The 17594-nt window shown below is 45.0% G+C and carries 16 protein-coding genes; 8 read left to right on the forward strand and 8 right to left on the reverse strand.

Annotation, left to right across the window (positions count from 1 at the left end; translation table 11 throughout):
• Nucleotides 1–155: 155 nt before the first annotated feature.
• The 4 genes from JGK39_RS26830 to JGK39_RS26845 all read left to right on the forward strand — a co-directional run bounded on the left by JGK39_RS26830 (nucleotide 156) and on the right by JGK39_RS26845 (nucleotide 5008).
• Nucleotides 156–1316: a low temperature requirement protein A gene (locus tag JGK39_RS26830; RefSeq protein ID WP_293297934.1), complete on the forward strand. Its 1161-nt coding sequence runs from the start codon at nucleotides 156–158 to the stop codon at nucleotides 1314–1316.
• 93 nt (nucleotides 1317–1409) lie between these two features.
• Nucleotides 1410–2096: a class I SAM-dependent methyltransferase gene (locus JGK39_RS26835; protein ID WP_293259790.1), complete on the forward strand. Its 687-nt coding sequence runs from the start codon at nucleotides 1410–1412 to the stop codon at nucleotides 2094–2096.
• Nucleotides 2096–3166 carry an aromatic ring-hydroxylating dioxygenase subunit alpha gene (locus JGK39_RS26840; RefSeq protein ID WP_293297937.1) on the forward strand — a complete coding sequence of 357 codons (1071 nt, stop codon included), beginning with the start codon at nucleotides 2096–2098 and terminating at the stop codon, nucleotides 3164–3166. Before JGK39_RS26835 ends, JGK39_RS26840 begins: the two co-directional genes overlap by 1 nt.
• A gap of 159 nt (nucleotides 3167–3325) precedes the next feature.
• Nucleotides 3326–5008: a DUF262 domain-containing HNH endonuclease family protein gene (locus JGK39_RS26845; protein ID WP_293259796.1), complete on the forward strand. Its 1683-nt coding sequence runs from the start codon at nucleotides 3326–3328 to the stop codon at nucleotides 5006–5008.
• A gap of 426 nt (nucleotides 5009–5434) precedes the next feature.
• Here the strand turns inward: JGK39_RS26845 and JGK39_RS26850 are convergent, their stop codons facing one another.
• The gene (locus JGK39_RS26850) at nucleotides 5435–5908 is read right to left on the reverse strand and encodes a hypothetical protein (RefSeq protein WP_293297940.1); all 474 of its coding nucleotides are present in this window, start codon (nucleotides 5906–5908) and stop codon (nucleotides 5435–5437) included.
• A 169-nt stretch (nucleotides 5909–6077) separates the two neighbouring features.
• Between JGK39_RS26850 and JGK39_RS26855 the strand changes: the two genes are divergently transcribed.
• Both JGK39_RS26855 and JGK39_RS26860 read left to right on the forward strand, forming a co-directional pair.
• Complete coding sequence (locus JGK39_RS26855) at nucleotides 6078–6422, forward strand: type II toxin-antitoxin system RelE/ParE family toxin (RefSeq protein WP_293259802.1); 345 nt, start codon at nucleotides 6078–6080, stop codon at nucleotides 6420–6422.
• Complete coding sequence (locus tag JGK39_RS26860) at nucleotides 6394–6780, forward strand: transcriptional regulator (protein ID WP_293259805.1); 387 nt, start codon at nucleotides 6394–6396, stop codon at nucleotides 6778–6780. The genes JGK39_RS26855 and JGK39_RS26860 overlap by 29 nt, the downstream gene beginning before the upstream one ends.
• 74 nt (nucleotides 6781–6854) lie before the next feature.
• On the opposite strand, the gene coaBC is transcribed toward JGK39_RS26860, so the two are convergent.
• The 6 genes from coaBC to JGK39_RS26890 all read right to left on the reverse strand — a co-directional run bounded on the left by coaBC (nucleotide 6855) and on the right by JGK39_RS26890 (nucleotide 14570).
• On the reverse strand, nucleotides 6855–8066 hold the full coding sequence (gene coaBC / locus JGK39_RS26865; RefSeq protein WP_293259808.1) for a bifunctional phosphopantothenoylcysteine decarboxylase/phosphopantothenate--cysteine ligase CoaBC: 1212 nt from the start codon (nucleotides 8064–8066) through the stop codon (nucleotides 6855–6857).
• A 337-nt stretch (nucleotides 8067–8403) separates the two neighbouring features.
• Nucleotides 8404–8616 carry a DUF2555 domain-containing protein gene (locus JGK39_RS26870; protein WP_106150386.1) on the reverse strand — a complete coding sequence of 71 codons (213 nt, stop codon included), beginning with the start codon at nucleotides 8614–8616 and terminating at the stop codon, nucleotides 8404–8406.
• A gap of 45 nt (nucleotides 8617–8661) precedes the next feature.
• Entirely contained in the window at nucleotides 8662–9288 is a 627-nt protein-coding gene (locus JGK39_RS26875) for an alpha/beta hydrolase (protein WP_293259811.1), read from the reverse strand.
• A gap of 777 nt (nucleotides 9289–10065) precedes the next feature.
• A complete protein-coding gene (locus JGK39_RS26880) occupies nucleotides 10066–12153 on the reverse strand; it encodes a CHASE domain-containing protein (RefSeq protein WP_293259814.1) in 2088 nt (695 codons plus the stop codon).
• 506 nt (nucleotides 12154–12659) lie between these two features.
• The gene (locus JGK39_RS26885; protein ID WP_293259817.1) at nucleotides 12660–13985 is read right to left on the reverse strand and encodes an acetate--CoA ligase family protein; all 1326 of its coding nucleotides are present in this window, start codon (nucleotides 13983–13985) and stop codon (nucleotides 12660–12662) included.
• An 18-nt stretch (nucleotides 13986–14003) separates the two neighbouring features.
• Nucleotides 14004–14570 (reverse strand): hypothetical protein, encoded by a 567-nt coding sequence (locus tag JGK39_RS26890; RefSeq protein WP_293259820.1) that lies wholly within the window; start codon nucleotides 14568–14570, stop codon nucleotides 14004–14006.
• A gap of 508 nt (nucleotides 14571–15078) precedes the next feature.
• On the opposite strand from JGK39_RS26890, the gene JGK39_RS26895 reads away from it, so the two are divergent.
• Both JGK39_RS26895 and JGK39_RS26900 read left to right on the forward strand, forming a co-directional pair.
• The gene (locus JGK39_RS26895; RefSeq protein WP_293259823.1) at nucleotides 15079–15276 is read left to right on the forward strand and encodes a hypothetical protein; all 198 of its coding nucleotides are present in this window, start codon (nucleotides 15079–15081) and stop codon (nucleotides 15274–15276) included.
• Nucleotides 15277–15634: 358 nt separating this feature from the next.
• Nucleotides 15635–16459, forward strand: coding sequence for a cyanophycinase (locus JGK39_RS26900; RefSeq protein ID WP_293259826.1), 825 nt, complete (start codon nucleotides 15635–15637; stop codon nucleotides 16457–16459).
• A 203-nt stretch (nucleotides 16460–16662) separates the two neighbouring features.
• On the opposite strand, the gene JGK39_RS26905 is transcribed toward JGK39_RS26900, so the two are convergent.
• The gene (locus JGK39_RS26905; protein ID WP_293259829.1) at nucleotides 16663–16911 is read right to left on the reverse strand and encodes a hypothetical protein; all 249 of its coding nucleotides are present in this window, start codon (nucleotides 16909–16911) and stop codon (nucleotides 16663–16665) included.
• Between the last annotated feature and the right edge of the window lie 683 nt (nucleotides 16912–17594).

Genomic DNA, 17594 nt, shown 5'->3' on the forward strand with positions numbered 1-17594 from the left:
CCTCAGGAGAAGAAGGACTAAAGTCCTGACTGCGAACCTTAACAAAAACTGGTTGGTAGTGAGGACTTTAGTCCTCAGGAGAAGAAGGACTAAAGTCCTTACTACGAACATTTTTATTTTATTTCGAGTTAGATTAGCACAAAAAATATTGTTTTATGGCTAAAAGAATCTGGTGGCAAAAACCGCAAATACGCACCGACGAAGAACAGCAATTGCACCGAAAAGTTAGCTGGCTGGAACTCTTCTTTGACCTAATATTCGTAGTTATTATTGCCGAATTATCGCACAATTTGGCTGTCGATGTTTCTTGGGTAGGCGCGGGCAAATACATCTTGCTATTCTTGCCAGCGTGGTGGATTTGGATCGGTGCAACTTACTATAATGAGCGGTTTGAGACAGAAGGAATTGAAAATCGATTGTTTACGTTTCTCCTAATTTTGGCTGTAGCGGGATTGGCGGTATTTTCCCACCACGGTTTAGGAGAAACCTCTGTGGGTTTTGCCCTGTCTTACGTATTTGCGCGATCGATTGTAACTTTTCTCTGGTGGCGGGCAGGCTATCACGCACCGAGTTTCCGCCCGACTGCGAAACGGTTTGTCATTGGTTCTAGCATTTCGATCGCCTTTTTTATTTTATCCGTTTTTGTACCTGCGCCCACAGGTTTTATCTTGTGGGCGATCGGCTTATTTATTGATGTCAATACCCCGATATTTACCCTCAAACACCAAGCAAAACTGCCCAAATTTAGCAGTTCCCGACTTCCCGAAAGATACGGACTATTTATGATTATAGTTTTGGGAGAAGCCGTAGTCAGCGTAGTTCAAGGATTGGCCGGCAAAGAACACCTTTCTCTCATCGACGGCATCACTGGAATTCTGGGAATGACTCTCACTTTCGGTATCTGGTGGATATACTTTGATTTTGTCGCTCGCAGGCCTCCAAAACCTGCGACTGGTTGGGTATTTGCTTGGGGATATTTGCATATGCCGTTGGTAATGTCGGTGACGGCAACAGCGGCGGGAATCAACAATGCGATCGCCTCGACAGCAACAGTGCTGCCTTTGAACGTGCGGTGCTTAATTTGTGGTTCTTTGGCGATTTCTTTAGCTGTGATTTCTCTACTGGAAACCACTTTGCGCCGAGATGAGGACGAACCCGCTCACCCGATATGGAGTCCTGCCTTAAAGCTAGCTGCGGCTGTTGTGGCACTAATTTTAGCTGTTTTTGGAGGATTAGGAGCGATCGCTCTCCTGAGTTTGTTGGTAATATTACTAGCAATTCAGATGAGTTACGGTTTGTGGGTGTGGTTTCGCTGAGGAGAAAAGTCAGAGCTTGGGAACAAAAAAACATCGGCGTCGCGTTGGGTGCATCTGCGGGTAAAATGTTGAATGAGTATAAAGCAAGAATAGATGCTGAAGAGTAACTGGAAAATTCCCAATAAATCTGTAACATTTGATGATTTTGCAACAGAATACGATTTCGCTGCCACCTTGGAAAGCCAGAACGATTTTTTTATTAATAATCTGTCTTCCAGCAAAGGTACAGCATTAGATATTGGCTGCGGATCTGGCATTCTGGCTTGGGAATTAGCTAAGTATTACGAGGGTGTAGTGGCGGTAGATTTATCAGCAAAAATGCTTGCTATTGCTAGTCAAAAACGCTCAGCCCCCAATATCGAATACATCCAAATGGATGTCAGTCACTTAGCCCTCGATCGCAAATTTGATTTAATAGTTAGTGCCGCCACTTTTCACCACATACCCAACCTACCCGTCGCCCTTTTGACCATTAAAAACTTGTTAAAGCGGCAGGGTAAAATTGTCTTTTTAGATAAGGTCTCGGAAGTCGAAACACCTGCTACCATCGGCTACATCATAGGTGCAATCAGAGATTTTATTCCCACTTGTTCTAAATACGGATTTCGCGATGCTTCAAGATTGTTGAAATTTAGATTGTCGCCAAGCTGGTTGAAGCATTTAGCTAGCGACAGGTATTTGTCAGAAGGGAGATTTAAAAAAATTTACGGTCGTTGCTTCCCCGGCTGTTATTTTGTAAGATTGGGTTGTTCAATGGGCGTAATTTGGGAAAATTTGTAATGCAAAATAACGGGATAAAATCGGTATCTGCAAGGGGACAAAAAACTCACATCCGCGAGTTGGGCATTAATTTGGAGAAATGGTATGCAGTCGCCCGCAGCACAGAGGTACAGAGTCAGCCGCTACCTGTGATCTTGTGGAATCGGGCGATCGCACTTTTCCGCGACAGTACAGGCAAAATCAACGCCTTAGAAGATAGGTGCCCGCACCGACAAGTTAAACTCAGCCACGGCAAAGTTAAAGGCGATTTAATCGAATGCGCTTACCACGGATGGCGGTTAAATGCAAGGGGAGAATGCGTCGAAGTCGATTATTTAGCCGAAAATCAAAAGCTACCTAACTGCAAAATTCGCTCCTATCCAGTCAAAGAAAAAAACGGTTTTATCTGGCTGTTTCCCGGTGACGCAACCCAATCAGAAAAAATAGATTTATTAGATTTGCCCGAGTGGGAAGATCTCAATTATATTGCCACTGTTTCAGTTATCGATTGTCAGGCACACTATTCATTTTTAATTGAAAACTTGATGGATATGTACCACGGACACTTGCACGATGATTGGCAAGCTTGGGCAAATCCCGTATTAGATACTTTAGCAGAAGACGAGCATCAAGTAACTGCCCGCTATCAGGCACAAAGTTACTACAAAATAGATAAAATCTGGTCAATTTCCCAGTTGTTTTTTAAATCTCTGCGGAAGCTGCACCCGGAACCGCTAGATGTGAGTTACGTTTACCCGAACTGGGTTTCTACTTTGGGAAGCGACTTTAAAATTTACTGCTTGGTTTGTCCGGTAAGCGAGACAGCAACTCGCGCTTATTTAATTCATTTTACCTCATTAAATGCGTTTTGGCGGCTGCACAAATTGCCTGTGTGGTTTCGCAAATTTATCAAAGATAGTTGTTTCGGTGCGGCTCAAAAGTTATTAGATGGTTTGGTGCGGCAGGATGTGTTAATGATTGAAGAAGAACAGCAGGCTTTTTTGCTGAATTCGGAAAGAAAGAGTTACGAATTAAATCGGGCTTTGGCCAGCGTGCAAAAGTTGATGAGAAGTCAGGCAGAAAATGGGTGATTCAGCCGCAGATTGAAACCTGCGGCGGGATGAATGAAACCAGCCTGCACAGGCTAAGTTGAGAGTTAGCGTTTCCAAGCTTGAGCATGGTATTATAGTAACAGGTAACATTGACTTTCGGAAAGCAATTACCAACCACATCTACCACAGGAATAAAGCATGAATCGTGTCAGTATCAAGGGCGAGGAACACCCAATTAGGAAAATCTTTAGCGACGACTTTGTGTTCCTCATTCCCCTCTACCAGCGTCCCTATGCTTGGACAACGGAGGAAGCTGGGGAACTGCTGGAAGACCTGCTAACATTCTTGGGAGATGGTAACGAGACGATTGATGAACTCAACCCCTACTTTCTAGGCAGCATTGTTTTGATCAAATCGGAGCAGCCAGCCGCTGAAATTGTAGATGGTCAGCAACGTCTAACCACCCTCACCATACTACTAGCTGCTCTCAGGGCATCATTGCCAACAGAACACGCCAATGATTTGACCACTTTTCTATACCAAAAAGGCAGCTTAATTGCGGGCACTCCTAATCGTTACCGTCTGACTTTGCGCGAGCGAGATGCAGACTTTTTCAAGGCATATATTCAAAATGAAGGTGGTATTAACAAGCTCAAAGAATTGAACAGTGCTGAGCTGATGGATAGTCAGAAGCTGATTAAAGAAAATGCACATTTATTCTTGCAACGTCTCCATGCAATAGGCGAACAGTGCTGTATACGCCTGGCCCAGTTCATCATTACTCAGTGCTTCTTAGTAGTGGTTTCTACGCCGGACTTTGATTCTGCATATCGGATATTCTCTGTGTTGAATAATAGGGGATTAGATCTTTCTGTAACTGATATCTTGAAAGCTGACATTATCGGAAAAATACCCGAAGGGCAACAAGAAAAATATACTAAAAAGTGGGAGGATACCGAGGAGGAGCTGGGACGCGAGTTATTCAAAGACCTGTTTTCTCATATTCGCATGATTAAGGAAAAGAAAAAACTAAACAAGAGTGTCCTTAAAGATTTTCAGGAAAATATCAATCCTGCGGCTGAGCCTCAGCAATTTATTGATGAAATTTTAGCTCCTTATGCTAATGCTTTTTCAGAAATTATGAACTTAAGGTATGAAAGTGTTTGGCGTGCAGAAGAAATAAATCAACTGTTTAAATTTTTAGACAATATTGATAATTTTGACTGGATACCGCCTGCCATTTTCTACCTATCGCGCAATCATAATAACCCCGATAATTTGGTACTTTTTTTTACTGACTTAGACCGTCTAGCCGCAGGCTTAATGATTGTCCGCTCCAATATCAATGAGCGCATTGAACGTTACAGCCGATTGCTAACTGCTATTGAACGAGAGGAAGACTTATTCAATTCCAATTCACCGCTCCAGTTTACTCCTGAAGAGTCCAACAATATCCTTAAAGTCCTCGATAGTGACCTTTACCTAATTAAAAAAATTCGTCGTTATGTCTTGTTACGCTTAGATGCTGCTCTGTCAGAAGGTGAAGCATCTTACAACTTCTCCAATATTACTGTCGAACACGTACTTCCCCAAAATCCCGGCGCTAATAGTGAGTGGATGAAGTGGTTTCCTAGTCAGCAAGAGCGAGATCAATATGTGCATCGTCTTGGCAACTTAGTTTTGCTATCTTCTGGGAAAAACAGTCAGGCACAAAATTATGATTTTGATGTGAAAAAGCAGAAGTATTTCACCACTAAAACAGGTGTTTCACCCTTTGTACTTACTACTCAAGTGCTGCGGGAACAGGAATGGACGGCAGAAGTAATCGCTCGACGACAGAAAGAGCTGATTAATGTTCTCAAGAATCTTTGGCGTTTATAGGGTAATTGAATTTGATATCCAATTGCCATTATCTGTTCATCAGCGCAAAACCAAGAGCTAAAATTAACAATCAAACCAGAAATTGCTTCAAGATTGAAAGCTAAAATCAAAGGAAAAGTTACTCATCCATAAATTAAAAGAGAACCCTGTTGTTGGGTTCTCTTTTTGTTCTTGCGAACGAAACATGAAAAAAATTGGCGCGGCCTACACTGCTCTATCGAACAGTTTGGTCGTACATTACTTATTATAGCTTGCTTTTTAGCAGAAGGCAACCCATATTTCTAACTTGCCCGAAAGCTACACAACCCAAAACCTACATCCGATGGCTCGATGGGATTGGTTGCACCTCTGCTAAAAATCGCAATTCATCTGCGTTTATCTGCCCCTATCTGCGGTCAAAAAAATCTAAATCCCGCAGCACAAACCTTACTTTTTCGGCCGCTGCTGCTGGTAAACGCTGACAACTTTATCTGCAAAAGTAGCTGTTGCACCAGTTTTGCAAGCTGCGGAGTCTCCTGTCATCCACCAGCAAGCAGCACGACGGATAGCCGCTGTTTCATTGTTACCGCTAGCTTTGTATTCGTCGCGCAGCAAATCACCGACGATACAAGTAACAATTGTTTTGGCTTTTGTGGCGTCGGCTTCAAATTGTTGCGGTGTTAAATCTTGTTTGGTACAAAATTTTGCCCAGCGGGAAATATTCCCTGGCAAAATTTGCCACTGACTGTACATTCCGTCATTTGCGGCTTGCGGCGGCGCGGCTTGTCGCAGCGCTTCTACGAGGGCGGAAACTTGCGCGTCGCTGACTGCTTGCGCTGCGGCTGGAAGTGTTTGCAATCCGAGGCTCATTATCAGGCTGCTGAGTAGTAGATTGGTTTTTGCGATCGATTTAAGGTTCATTTACAATTCCCTGTTTTAATTAAAGTTTCCTGCACAAGGTTTACCTGAAAGGCGATCGAATGCCTCTGTCTGAAGTATGATTTGCTTTTGGGATGCGGCGGCGATTCCTACGGGATAGCTAGGCTTCACAGCCTTATTATAGAAATTGGCAAAGAATTAGGATAAAATTGTGGAAGTACAACCCAGGGAAATTCGACGTTACAAGACACCAGACGGCAAAGTTCCATTCGGGGAGTGGCTTGATTCCGTGCGCGATCGGAATGTCAGAGTTAGAATCAAGTCTAGGCTTGACCGAGTTCAACAAGGCAATTTTGGGGATATCAAGTCAGTCGGAGAAGGGGTTTTTGAACTCAGAATTAATTATGGCCCGGGCTACCGCCTTTACTTCGGACAAGTTGGGTTGACAGTAGTGGTCATCCTAGTAGCCGGAGATAAAAGCACTCAAGAACAGGACATTCGACAAGCTATAGTATACTGGAAAGATTATGAAAGACGTGAAAGCACCGACAAGTGATAGCTACCGCGAGTACCTAATTGAATCTCTCAAAGAGCCGGAAGAAGCTGCTGGTTACATCGGGGCTATCTTGGAAGAAAAAGACCCTGAACCCGCACTCCTGAGAAATGCCATCAGAAATGTCATTGAGGCTAAAATCAGGATGAATGCTCTTTCGGATTCAGCAAAAGAACATCACGAAAAACTCGATAAGATGCTGACTGAAAGCGCAGGTTCGGAAATTTACAGTTTAGTGGAATTGCTCGAAGCGTTAGGATTTAAACTAGAAATTACGATCGCAAATATTGAGTTGCCGGCTGAGTCGGAATCAACGACTTTTGTGGAATCAGAATTATGCCCGAAACCAGCAAATTTATAACAACTTTATTAGGTTCGTAGTGAGGACTTCAGTCCTTTCTATTTGCGTTTAGTCAAGAAGGACTAAAGTCCTCACTACGAACCCGATCCTTCCATTACAAAATCTAACAATCGGTGAGCCATTTCTAATTTGCTGCAAGGTGCTATTTCTACTTGCTTTCCGGCGGCATTAATGAATATTGCTTGATTGGTATTGCTGCCGAAACCTGCACCTATTCGATCGATCGGGTTTGCCGCGATCGCATCCAGTTGCTTAGCCCGCAATTTCTCCACCGCAGGCTTGACAATATCCCCAGTTTGTGCTGCAAAGCCGATGAGTTTTTGATGCGACTGTTTCAATTTGCCCAACTCTGCCACAATATCGACTACCGGTGCTAACGGTAAAGCATTGGGGAGCGATCGCTTCGGCAATTTCTCATTACTGCGATCGACTGGTTTGACATCCGCAACCGCCGCCGCCATCACCGTCAAATCCGCATCGTGAAAGCATTCTAGCATCGCCTGCCGCATTTCTTCGGCGCTGGTAATTGCGATCGCCCGTACACCAGACAGCGGCAATTCCCCAGTTATGCTGTGTACCAGCGTCACAGTCGCGCCGCGGTGCAGTGCAGCTTGCGCCAAAGCTATGCCCATTTTGCCCGTGGAAGGATTGCCGATAAACCGCACCGGATCGAGGTGTTCTCGGGTTCCTCCGGCGCTGATTAACACCCGCTTACCCGCTAAATCTCGATCGCCCTTACTATACAACAGCGACTCAATATGAGGCAAAATCTCACCAGGTTCTGCCATTCTACCGACACCCGCGCGATCGCACGCCAGCATTCCCGCCCCCGGATTCGCCGCATGATAGCGCCGATAAGTCAACACTTCGCGCCAATTCCGCTGCACCGCAGGCTGTTCCCACATATCAGTATTCATCGCCGGCGCCAGCAAAATTGGGCAAGTAGAAGCTAACACAGTATTAGTCAGCAAATTATCAGCAAAACCCCCCGCCAGCTTAGCCAAAGTATTAGCAGTCAGGGGAGCAATTACAAAAACTTCCGCCCATTCTCCGAGTAGAATGTGCAGCGGGCGGCCGCGATCTGCTTGCCAAAAATCCTTATCTGTAAAAGCAGGATGGCGGGAAAGAGTAGCAAAAGTCAAAGGCGTGACAAACTCCCCGGCGGCATCAGTAAGAATCACTTGAACTTCAGCTCCAGCCTTTGCTAAAGTTGAAACTACTTCGCAAACTTTGTAAGCGGCAATCCCGCCACTAACGCCGATTAAAACTCGTCTGCCTTTCACCATAGGATTTTATATTTTAGATAAAACAAAACTTACTTATAATATTATTTGGCTTATAAAATTGGTTTGTAGTCAGGACTTTAGTCCGCATCTAAGAAAGGACTAAAGTCCTCACTACAAACCCGATAAAATTGGTTTGTAGTCAGGACTTTAGTCCGCATCTAAGAAAGGACTAAAGTCCTCACTACAAACCTTGTTTCATGTTCTCATAAAAAAGAATCAAGAAAGAAGTTGAGATGAAAATAGACAAAAATCCATAACTCATCTGTTCAATCCGCAACAAAATATGCTGCTAACTTCTTCCTCAATCCCGTCGAAACTTTGAGCTAGATTTTTAAGCCTATGCTTCGTCGTAGGCTTCCATATCCAGAAGGTGGAGATAAGGTTCAACCATCTCCGGCCGCTGAAAGGCAAGCGATCGCAACAAATGCCAATCATTCAATCCCTCAAAAGGATCTGTATAATCGTCAACTTCCAAACGGACAGCCAGTTCTGCCACGTCCTGAGAAGTAAGTACAGCAATATCGCGCGATGCTTTGGTTAAAGTTTTCATTTTTTTACCCTGCCCGAGACTTCCGCCATACTATATCCTAAGCCTTTAATCGGATTTAGACACAGTTTCTACAACAAAACTTCGCATTACATCTACAACTTCCGGCAGAATCTCGTGTCCCATGTTAAATTCTCGATACTGCACAGGTGCTCCCCAAGCCGTAAAACTCTCGCGCGATCGCACCGCAGCACTAACGGGCACAATAGAATCTTGAGTACCGTGGACGATTAAAACAGGTGGCAAAGCACTCCCAGCAACGGGCGAAATCGACGAGTGCAAATAACCGCTCAGGCAAATTAAACCCGCTAGGGGCAAAGTCAAACCCACATCCAGAGTCATCGCTCCGCCTTGAGAAAAGCCGCCTAAAATCGTGCGAGACAAAGGTACGCCCGTGCTGCTTTCCAAAGACAGCAACAATTCCCTCAGCAATTGCCGGCTTTCTACCAATCCCCGAGCATCTTTGTTTGCTAAGTCATACCACGCTTTGCCGCCCGTTACCTGGGGATGGGGAAACGGGCCATCGGGAAACACAAACTGATAATCCGGCAAATTGAAAGCCGGTGCTAAGGCTGTCAAATCCCGAGCATTAGCACCCCATCCGTGCAAAGCGACAATTAAAGCGGCAGGTTTGCGATCGGTGGTTGGCGGAATGCTAATAAATTGTAAAGACATCGTAATTAGTAATTGGTAATCTGACCTTACTACAATTATAAATTGTCGCGGCGGGTAAAATACCAGATATTTGTTTTCGGTAATATTTCAATGTAAATTAAGACGCGCTTGCCAATAAATCTAACTCTGGACAGTTGACTGCTAAATGTAGGGTTCGCCGTGCGTGCAGAGAGCATATTTCACACAGGTGCAACTAAAATGCTCGTTATATATCAATACGGTTTACTTAAGACTATTTATGCCCCGGAGATCCCCCTCGCATCCCCCTGATTGTCGGGGGACTTTCAGAGCTTTCTTATCCCCCCCTTATTAAGGGGGGTTAGGGGGGATCGATCTTAAGTGAACCGTATTGCGTTATATATGTCATATCATACCCGGTGGATCGATCGCAATAAGATTGGTTCGTAGTGCGGACTTTAGTCCGCAATATTGAGCGGACTAAAGTCCGCACTACAAACCGTTTTTGTTATCCCAATCTACCAAACATGATATCAATCGATTTCTCTGGTTGCCACTCCTAAAAACTCTTTTGATAAAATTGAATTTCTGGCATTTTTTTGAGCTATAAAAATTAAATAATTTACACAAGATTGTGGGATGGGCGTCCCGCCCGTCCCTTCTTTACGGGCGGGACGCCCATCCCACAATAAAAATTAAAATTGGTATTATTTAATTCCGGATCCTTAACTAATTACTATCAATCTCAATTCTCACAAATCCGGCAACTGTAGAGGATATTTCAACCATTACACAGCAAGTCATTCCCAAATCTAAAATCTAAAATCGACTGACATTTACCGCAGATGAAATATTAGCAACTGATGGCTCGGGCTGTTGCCTCACTGGCACCTCAATCCAGAATTCAGTTCCCTCTCCCGGAGCCGATACGCACCGGAGCGAGCCTTGATGTTTTTCCACTATTTGATAGCCGATCGACAATCCCAATCCAGTACCTTTACCTACAGGCTTGGTAGTAAAAAACGGCTCAAACAAATGTTTTTTGACATTCTCCGTCATGCCCGCTCCATTGTCAGCGATTCGCACGCATACACAATTATAACTTAAAAGTTCAGTGCGAATCCGAATCGCAGGTAAAAATCCCGAATCTGAGGGATATTTCCTAGTTAAATCTTTCTTATTCTCGTCAGAAAAAACATCAATAGCATTGCTTAAAACATTCATAAATACCTGATTTAATTGTCCTGCCCAGCACTCCACCAAGGGCAAAGATCCGTATTCTTTAATGATTTTAATGCCGGGGAAATCCCCGTTAGCTTTCAGCCGACTCTCCAAAATCATCAAGGTGCTGTCAATGCCTTCGTGGATGTTCACAGACTTCATTTCTGCTTCGTCCAAGCGCGAGAAATTCCGCAGAAAAAGCACGATTTGGCGGATGCGATCGGCTCCTGCATTCATGGATTTTAGGATTTTAGGCAAGTCTTCACTGATAAAATCCAAATCGATATCTTTGAGTTTCGCTTGCACTTCTGGCGTTGGGTTCGGATATTGTTGCTGGTATATTTCGACAAGTTCCAGTAAGTTTTGAGTATATTCGCCTGCATGGCTCAGATTGCCAGAAATGAAGCAGACTGGATTGTTAATTTCGTGGGCTACTCCAGCCACCAACTGCCCCAAGCTGGACATTTTTTCAGTTTGGATTAGTTTGAATTGAGCTTGCTGCAAATTTTTCAGTGCCGTTTCTAGTTCAGCGGTGCGCTCTTTTAGTTGAATTGTACGATCGCGCACTTGCTGTTCTACCTTGGCTGTACGTTCTAGAGACATCAACAGGTAAATCGTCAAGCTGCCCGTCATCAAAAGCCCGATCGCGCCAATTGCCAGCGAACCCTCATGGGCGCTCAAACCATTGTACCCCTTTGCCGGCAAAACTAGCAGCATCCACTGGCGGTCTGCTACGTTAAATGTGCGAGTGCAAGCACTATGATTTTCACAGATAGGTTCCCGGAGATTAGTTAACTCCGGCTGTTCTAGTTGTGGGTTATCTATCAACTGCTTGGTTTGCGAGTCGTAGCGCACCAGAAAGCGTTCTTTGGCTGTAGCGGAATTGTCATAGAGGTAAAAATTTATGTGGTCTAAATTTAGCGATTCTAAATAGAAATTGACCATATTAGTAATCTGAAACACACCCGAAATCACTCCCCTGATGTTTTCGCGACTGTTGGCCGAGTTATCTGGAGAACTTGTGCGGCCCGCTACTGGCAGAAATAGTTGCAATCCCAATCGATCGTTGCTGACTAATTTAATCTTCCCCGAAGCAGCTATTTTTCTCGTATTCACCGACTTCTCTAAAGCTGCTTTGCGATCGGGATTGGAAGCCAGATCGAAACCGAGTGCTTTTATATCTGCTTCTAGGGCTTCTCTGTAGGTGACAGGAAAATATTCCGATCGCACTTTTACTGGTACAGGCTTTTTGTCAGCATCTCGCTCGTAAATTTGAAATGCCGGAAAACCTTCGGCTCGAATTGCCTCTTCGTAAGCTGCTTTGTCTGCAGCCGGGACGCGCAGAACCCAGTTTACAGAACGGATAGCAGAATTTCTGGCAAGTGCAGGTTGAACGAACTGCTTAAAATCTTGTCTGCTAACTTCAGTAGATGCGCTGTAGAATGCTTGAATTGAGTACAGAAAATCTAAGTTTTTGTTGATACTTTGCTGCAATGCCGCATTCAGGCGATCGGCTTGCTGATGAAATTCAGCTTCCATGCGCTGGTTTTCCCAATGCCAAACAACAGCCGCCGCTATCAATGACAAGCCCGTACCGGTGCAAAGAGTCAGCGCTGCCGGAAGGTAGGGGCGGTATGACTGTAAATTTTTCGTTACTGAATTAAACCAATTGCTCGCAACATTCATGTTCTCACAGCTTCTGGCACCGGAGTGCGATTCGTTTAGCTACTTCTGAATTTCCTTGATAACACGAGCCACAGCCCAGAAACAAGATTGTGTCAAAACTTAAAATCCCACAAATATGAATTTATCTTCATAAAGTCGGTTTCTACGACAAGAAAATATTGGTTTGCTAACGACAAGGTGCGCGATGCGCCGCTTAGGAATGAGAATTAAATAACTTACAATCTTTATTGTTATTGTGGGATGGGCGTCTCGCCCGTCCCTTATAGACGGGCGGGACGCCCATCCCACAATCGGCGAGTGTAAATTATTTAATTCACCTTACTTAGGTAGCAATTCGCACTTATAGCGGTTCTCAAAAAAGTGAGGTATGCTTGCGTGTCCCATGCCCGGTTTGGCCCATGCCCCATGCCCTATGCCCAGTCGTCCGCGAATCTTTCGCTTGAAAGGCTATAAGTGTTAACTTTCTGGTGCGAAATGCACACCTTATCCAAGTAGCAATTCGCAGCTTACAAAACCGTCCCGATTTCCTTCAAATAAACCCGCGTAAACGGTTCCCCATCCTCCAGACTGTACTGTTCGATCAAACCCTGGCGGCGAATAGAAATACTACTGCCTTCCCGCACCACAACAGTATCCTCATCAGTGCTTTCCCTGAGCAAAATCATCTCAGTTTCCCCGGGATTGTCCAGCACCACCATATTGCTGCCCCGATAAAACATTCCCTCAGCTTCCAAAACATCTTCGCGATATTCAGCAATCAACAAATCGAGCTTGGGATTCCGCAGCAAAGTTTGCACATTAAGATTGTAATTTTTATTCAAAACCTTTTCCGAACGGTTGACAAAAAGTCCAGAGCGACAAACAGCACCGATCGTCCAATCGGGATGCTGCAAGAGAATGTGGTCGATTGTTTCTTGCAGTTCGTGCACCGAAATTCGGTTGAAAGTAATAATCGGAATTCTGGCTGATTTTCCCGATTCAAAGAAGGTTTCGATAATATGCGAAGGCACATCAACCCCTTCTCCGACAGCCGGGTTGAGGTGCATAAAAATTCCCGGCGCCGCATTGATTTCGATAATCCCAAAATTCCCTGTTTTCCAAGATTTGGCGAGAGTTTCTGTGACGACATCAATCCCCAAACAAGTTAACCGAAAATGCAGGGCGATATCTTGAGCTAAAACAATGTTATCCGGGTGAATGGTGCGGGTAGCGTCGATGCTGACGCCGCCTGCGGAAAGATTGGCGACTTTACGCAGAAAAACAGTGCGATCGCGCTCCAGGACACTCTCCAATGACAGCCCTTGTTGTTCCAGGTACATTTCCATCGCTTCGTCGGACTGAATTTTGCTCATCGCCGAAGTTGGCGTGTCCAAACGTTCTGGTTTGCGGTTTTCGCGGCGGATCAATTCCCGAATAGTTGAGTCGCCGTCCCCTGTTACCCAAGCGGGCCGGCGTTCAGTTGCAGAAACAAACTTGCCGTCAACGCACAGCAGCCTAAAATCTGCTCCTTTGATACTGTTTTCCACAATAACTCGCACCGATTCTGTTTCGGGAATTGCCTTAACTGCTCTTTTAAAAGCCGCCTGCAATTCCTCTGCATCTCGCACATCTGCGGTGACGCCAATTCCTTTATGACCGACTACTGGTTTAACAGCAACTGGGTAGCCAATTTCTCTAGCAACTCCCAGAGCTCCGTTTTCTGTGGAGACAATATCGCCTTTGGTAACTGGAAATCCTAAGGTAGCGAGAAAAGCTTTACAATCGTCTTTGCGCGTGGTAAAATCCGAGTCTAAATGGCTGTCGGAATCAAAGGTTGTGGCAGAGCCGCGCACCAGTTTTTTACCGTAACCCTATTGCATCAATCCTTCATCCCACAAATAAAATGCGGGAATGCCTTTTTGGGATGCCGATCGCATTAATGAATAAACTGTCGGGCCTCCGTAAACAGACTGCCGGAACATATTTTGCAGCGCGCCGATTTGTGCTTCCAAGAGGAAATCTTGGTTTTGATTGATGGCTTCAAACCAATCCCAAACAGCGTAAACTACGGCTCTGGCGCTGCGGGCGTGAATTGCTTCTATGCTGATTCTGCTAAAGTGAGAAAACGGTTTGACGTTCCAGCGTTGGAAGTGCAAACCCATGTCGAGTTTGGCTACTTCTGAGGCGGTGCGGCCGAACAGTTGGGCGTGGTTGGTGAAGGTTTCGTGCAGCAGTTGCGGGTAGCGATCGCCGATAATTTCATTGTAATGTGCGATCGCCCGAGGTTCCGTCGCATCCGGCACCGCAAAATCGAAAACTAAAGCCGCTGTTTCTAAATAAGGGTTTGGCCCCATATAGTGTTTGAAGTTGAAAACATCAAAAACATCGGTTTTTCTAGCATTGACGCGGCCTGTCTCGGTGCTTTTTTCTTGCAGCATTTTCTAACCTCCTTTTAGCTAACTTTTGACAGTAACTCTCTTGTCGGTGCATGGGATACTACCTGCAGGCATAGATATTGTAGAGTCTCAGACAGATGAGGTATGTCCGCTAATGGGTAATGGGTAATGGGTAATGGGTAATCGATCGCGCATATAGGCTCGATCGCGTTTTTGGAGGTACAGACGCTTGCGCGCGCAAATCCTGACATTCGCAGAATCTGGCATACCTCATCGGGTGCGATCGCAGCTATATTGCAGAGCCAGAGAGCCAGAGGGGAAGAGAAAGGGAGAGAGCCAGAGAGCCAGAAGCACAGAAGTAGAGGGGGAGAATTGCCCAATTACCAATTCCCAATTACCAATTCTTCATTACCAATACTAATGACTGATGACTAAATTACTAATCACTAAATTATTAATCACTAATAAAAAAAAGCTATAACTTTTGAGAGGTACAGGGCAAATTAAAATTGGCTATGACTGGGAAAGAGGATTTAAGAGGCAGCAAATTATGAAAATCGCACAAACTGCTCTCAGGGATCAAGTTCATCAATTAGCTGAGGAAGCATTTCACCTGAAGCTGATTTCTGGGTACGGTGACGGTCAACACAGCAACGAATATCAGATTGTCTGGAACGGCAAACCGCGACACCTGCCTTTGGAACGGGCGCGTACAGTATTGAGCAATTTGATCGCTCGCTCGCACTAAACTCGCGATCGGGCTAATCTATAAGTTGCGATCGACCCGGTTGATACGAAAAATAAAAGGTTTATGGGTGAAGTCTCCAGTCAGAAATCCGGTTGATGACCCGTCGCGGGTAATTCCTGTAATGTAAACTCATTTTTTGACCCCTCCTCCATGGTGTGAGGAGGGGTTCGTTTTTTTTACCAAAAACATCGTTACAGCCCGGGGTCCGAGTAAAAAAACCCCGGAATCCTTAAGTTTTGTGGGTCTAGGAAAGATAAAAGTAATAAAACTTTCTGTATCAATCTCTACCTTTTGGCAGTGTTAGGAAACAAAAATGTTATGTTTTATTGAAATACAATCAATTAAGAGTGCAGATCCTATGGCTGGCAGCGAAAATCAGGGAAAGTTGCTAATTATTGGCGGCGCCGAAGACAAAGACGGGGATTGCAAAATTCTGCGGGAATTCTTGCGGTGCGCCGGAGGCACTAAAGCCCGCATTGTAGTGATGACGGCTGCTACCAGCCTCCCGGGAGAAGTCGGAGATAATTACATCAGAGTGTTTGAGCGCCTCGGGGCTGAAGACGTGCGAGTTGTTGACACCCAGAAACCCGCAGATGCTGACAATTCAGATTATTTAGAAGCGATCGAACAAGCGAGTGGCATATTCTTTACCGGCGGAGAACAAGCGCGGATTATTAGCTGCTTGAAAGATACCAAACTCGACGCAGCTATGCACAAACGCTACTCAGAAGGGGCGATTATTGGTGGCACCAGTGCCGGCGCGGCGATGATGCCAGACATGATGATTATTGAAGGAGACTCCGAGACAAATCCTCGCGTTGATGTGGTAGCAATGGGCCCGGGAATGGGTTTCCTGCCGGGAGTTGTCATCGACCAGCATTTCGCCCAGCGAGGCCGTCTGGGGCGTTTAGTTGCTGCACTCTTGCTGCAACCAGCCGTGTTGGGATTTGGGATTGACGAAAATACAGCTATTTTAGTCAGCGGTGACGAGTTTGAAGTCATTGGCGAAGGCGCTGTAACTGTCATCGACGAGTCGGAAAAACTCCACGACAATATGGAGGGACTGTTGAAGGATGAGGCTTTGGCGATTTGCGGGGCGAAGTTGCACATCCTCCCCCACGGATATCGGTTTAATTTGAAAACTCGCCAGCCGGTGCTGGATAGGGTAGCAACGGCAGCATAGAAAGGGCGATGATCGAAAACGTTTGTAGTGCGGACTTAAGTCCGCAACATGAGAGCGGACTTAAGTCCGCACTACGAACCTTTTTGTTATGGTAATCGATCGGACAGAAGCTCAGGGTTAAAAAAACCCTGATACCTCGTCCAAGACACTAATAAAAAGAAGAGGATTTTACCTCTTCTTTTTTTGCTGCGGTTTCTGTCTTTTTAAGCACTTTTTTGTTGGTCAAAGAACGACTGCTGCCCATCTTCAGTCGAGACTAAATTCCACCCTTGAGTTATCAGCTTCTGAAAAGTTGCCCATCCCTTAGAACCGTCCGGTTCCCGGTAGTCGGAGGCAGCGAACTGCGGAAAAGCTGTATAAGGCCGCCACGCTTGACGCACTTCGGTACGCAAGTGCAATATCTTTTCTCCATTGCCTCCCAATCTGGGCAACCAACACATTTGTTTTAGCATTTTTAACACTCCAGAGTTTTTACAGTAACGGTAATTCGCGAACATCCCAAATTAAACTTTTAGAGCCATCCTAGCGCCGCTGCTCGGAATATCTAACAGGTAACAGGGACGGATGAGATTTTCACCGATTACCAATTACTGAGGTAGCAGCAGTCGTTTAAGCAGATTTGGGTTCTGCAAGTAGGCCTGTGAAAGACTATAAAACAAGTGCGACCGAGGTATAAGCAAAAATCATCGTTGCTCTTCTCGGCTCAAACTTGAGTTAAAGGCGATCGCGCGGAAATCCAGTTGAATGAAGGATTCATTTTTCTGGTTTCCCTTGTCTTATAACTACAACCTCATGCTCCCCCTTTCCGCCTAAAATGACATCTTTCTACGGTATTAGCTCTGTCAGCTAAAAAATGTTCCTTTAGTTACAATTGTTAAATTTTTATCACGATTAATCTACTTATCAAAAGTTAAATTACTTTTCATAAACAGCGCTTAATAAGTTTTTGTTACTTTAACTACATTTTTGATTTAAATCAGGCCTCGGGGTACGCAGTGCACACCTTAGTAAATTAGGCCCTCGATCACCCTAACCCCCAGGGGGAACGCATCTTATTGAACACTATTCATCAGTGGTGAGTATATTTTGAGATAAATTCACCATTCTTAGAAGCTATAGACACGCTTTGTAATGA

This window comes from Microcoleus sp. PH2017_12_PCY_D_A (genome assembly GCF_020738565.1).
Lineage (GTDB): Bacteria > Cyanobacteriota > Cyanobacteriia > Cyanobacteriales > Microcoleaceae > Microcoleus.

Coding starts and splice junctions, on each gene's coding strand:
- JGK39_RS26900 (WP_293259826.1), top strand. CDS start 15,635: ATGGCTGGCAGCGAAAATCAGGGAAAGTTGCTAATTATTGGCGGCGCC.
- JGK39_RS26850 (WP_293297940.1), bottom strand. CDS start 5,908: ATGAACCTTAAATCGATCGCAAAAACCAATCTACTACTCAGCAGCCTG.
- JGK39_RS26845 (WP_293259796.1), top strand. CDS start 3,326: ATGAATCGTGTCAGTATCAAGGGCGAGGAACACCCAATTAGGAAAATC.
- coaBC (WP_293259808.1), bottom strand. CDS start 8,066: ATGGTGAAAGGCAGACGAGTTTTAATCGGCGTTAGTGGCGGGATTGCC.
- JGK39_RS26840 (WP_293297937.1), top strand. CDS start 2,096: ATGCAAAATAACGGGATAAAATCGGTATCTGCAAGGGGACAAAAAACT.
- JGK39_RS26870 (WP_106150386.1), bottom strand. CDS start 8,616: ATGAAAACTTTAACCAAAGCATCGCGCGATATTGCTGTACTTACTTCT.
- JGK39_RS26835 (WP_293259790.1), top strand. CDS start 1,410: ATGCTGAAGAGTAACTGGAAAATTCCCAATAAATCTGTAACATTTGAT.
- JGK39_RS26905 (WP_293259829.1), bottom strand. CDS start 16,911: ATGCTAAAACAAATGTGTTGGTTGCCCAGATTGGGAGGCAATGGAGAA.
- JGK39_RS26875 (WP_293259811.1), bottom strand. CDS start 9,288: ATGTCTTTACAATTTATTAGCATTCCGCCAACCACCGATCGCAAACCT.
- JGK39_RS26830 (WP_293297934.1), top strand. CDS start 156: ATGGCTAAAAGAATCTGGTGGCAAAAACCGCAAATACGCACCGACGAA.
- JGK39_RS26880 (WP_293259814.1), bottom strand. CDS start 12,153: ATGAATGTTGCGAGCAATTGGTTTAATTCAGTAACGAAAAATTTACAG.
- JGK39_RS26890 (WP_293259820.1), bottom strand. CDS start 14,570: ATGCTGCAAGAAAAAAGCACCGAGACAGGCCGCGTCAATGCTAGAAAA.
- JGK39_RS26895 (WP_293259823.1), top strand. CDS start 15,079: ATGAAAATCGCACAAACTGCTCTCAGGGATCAAGTTCATCAATTAGCT.
- JGK39_RS26860 (WP_293259805.1), top strand. CDS start 6,394: ATGAAAGACGTGAAAGCACCGACAAGTGATAGCTACCGCGAGTACCTA.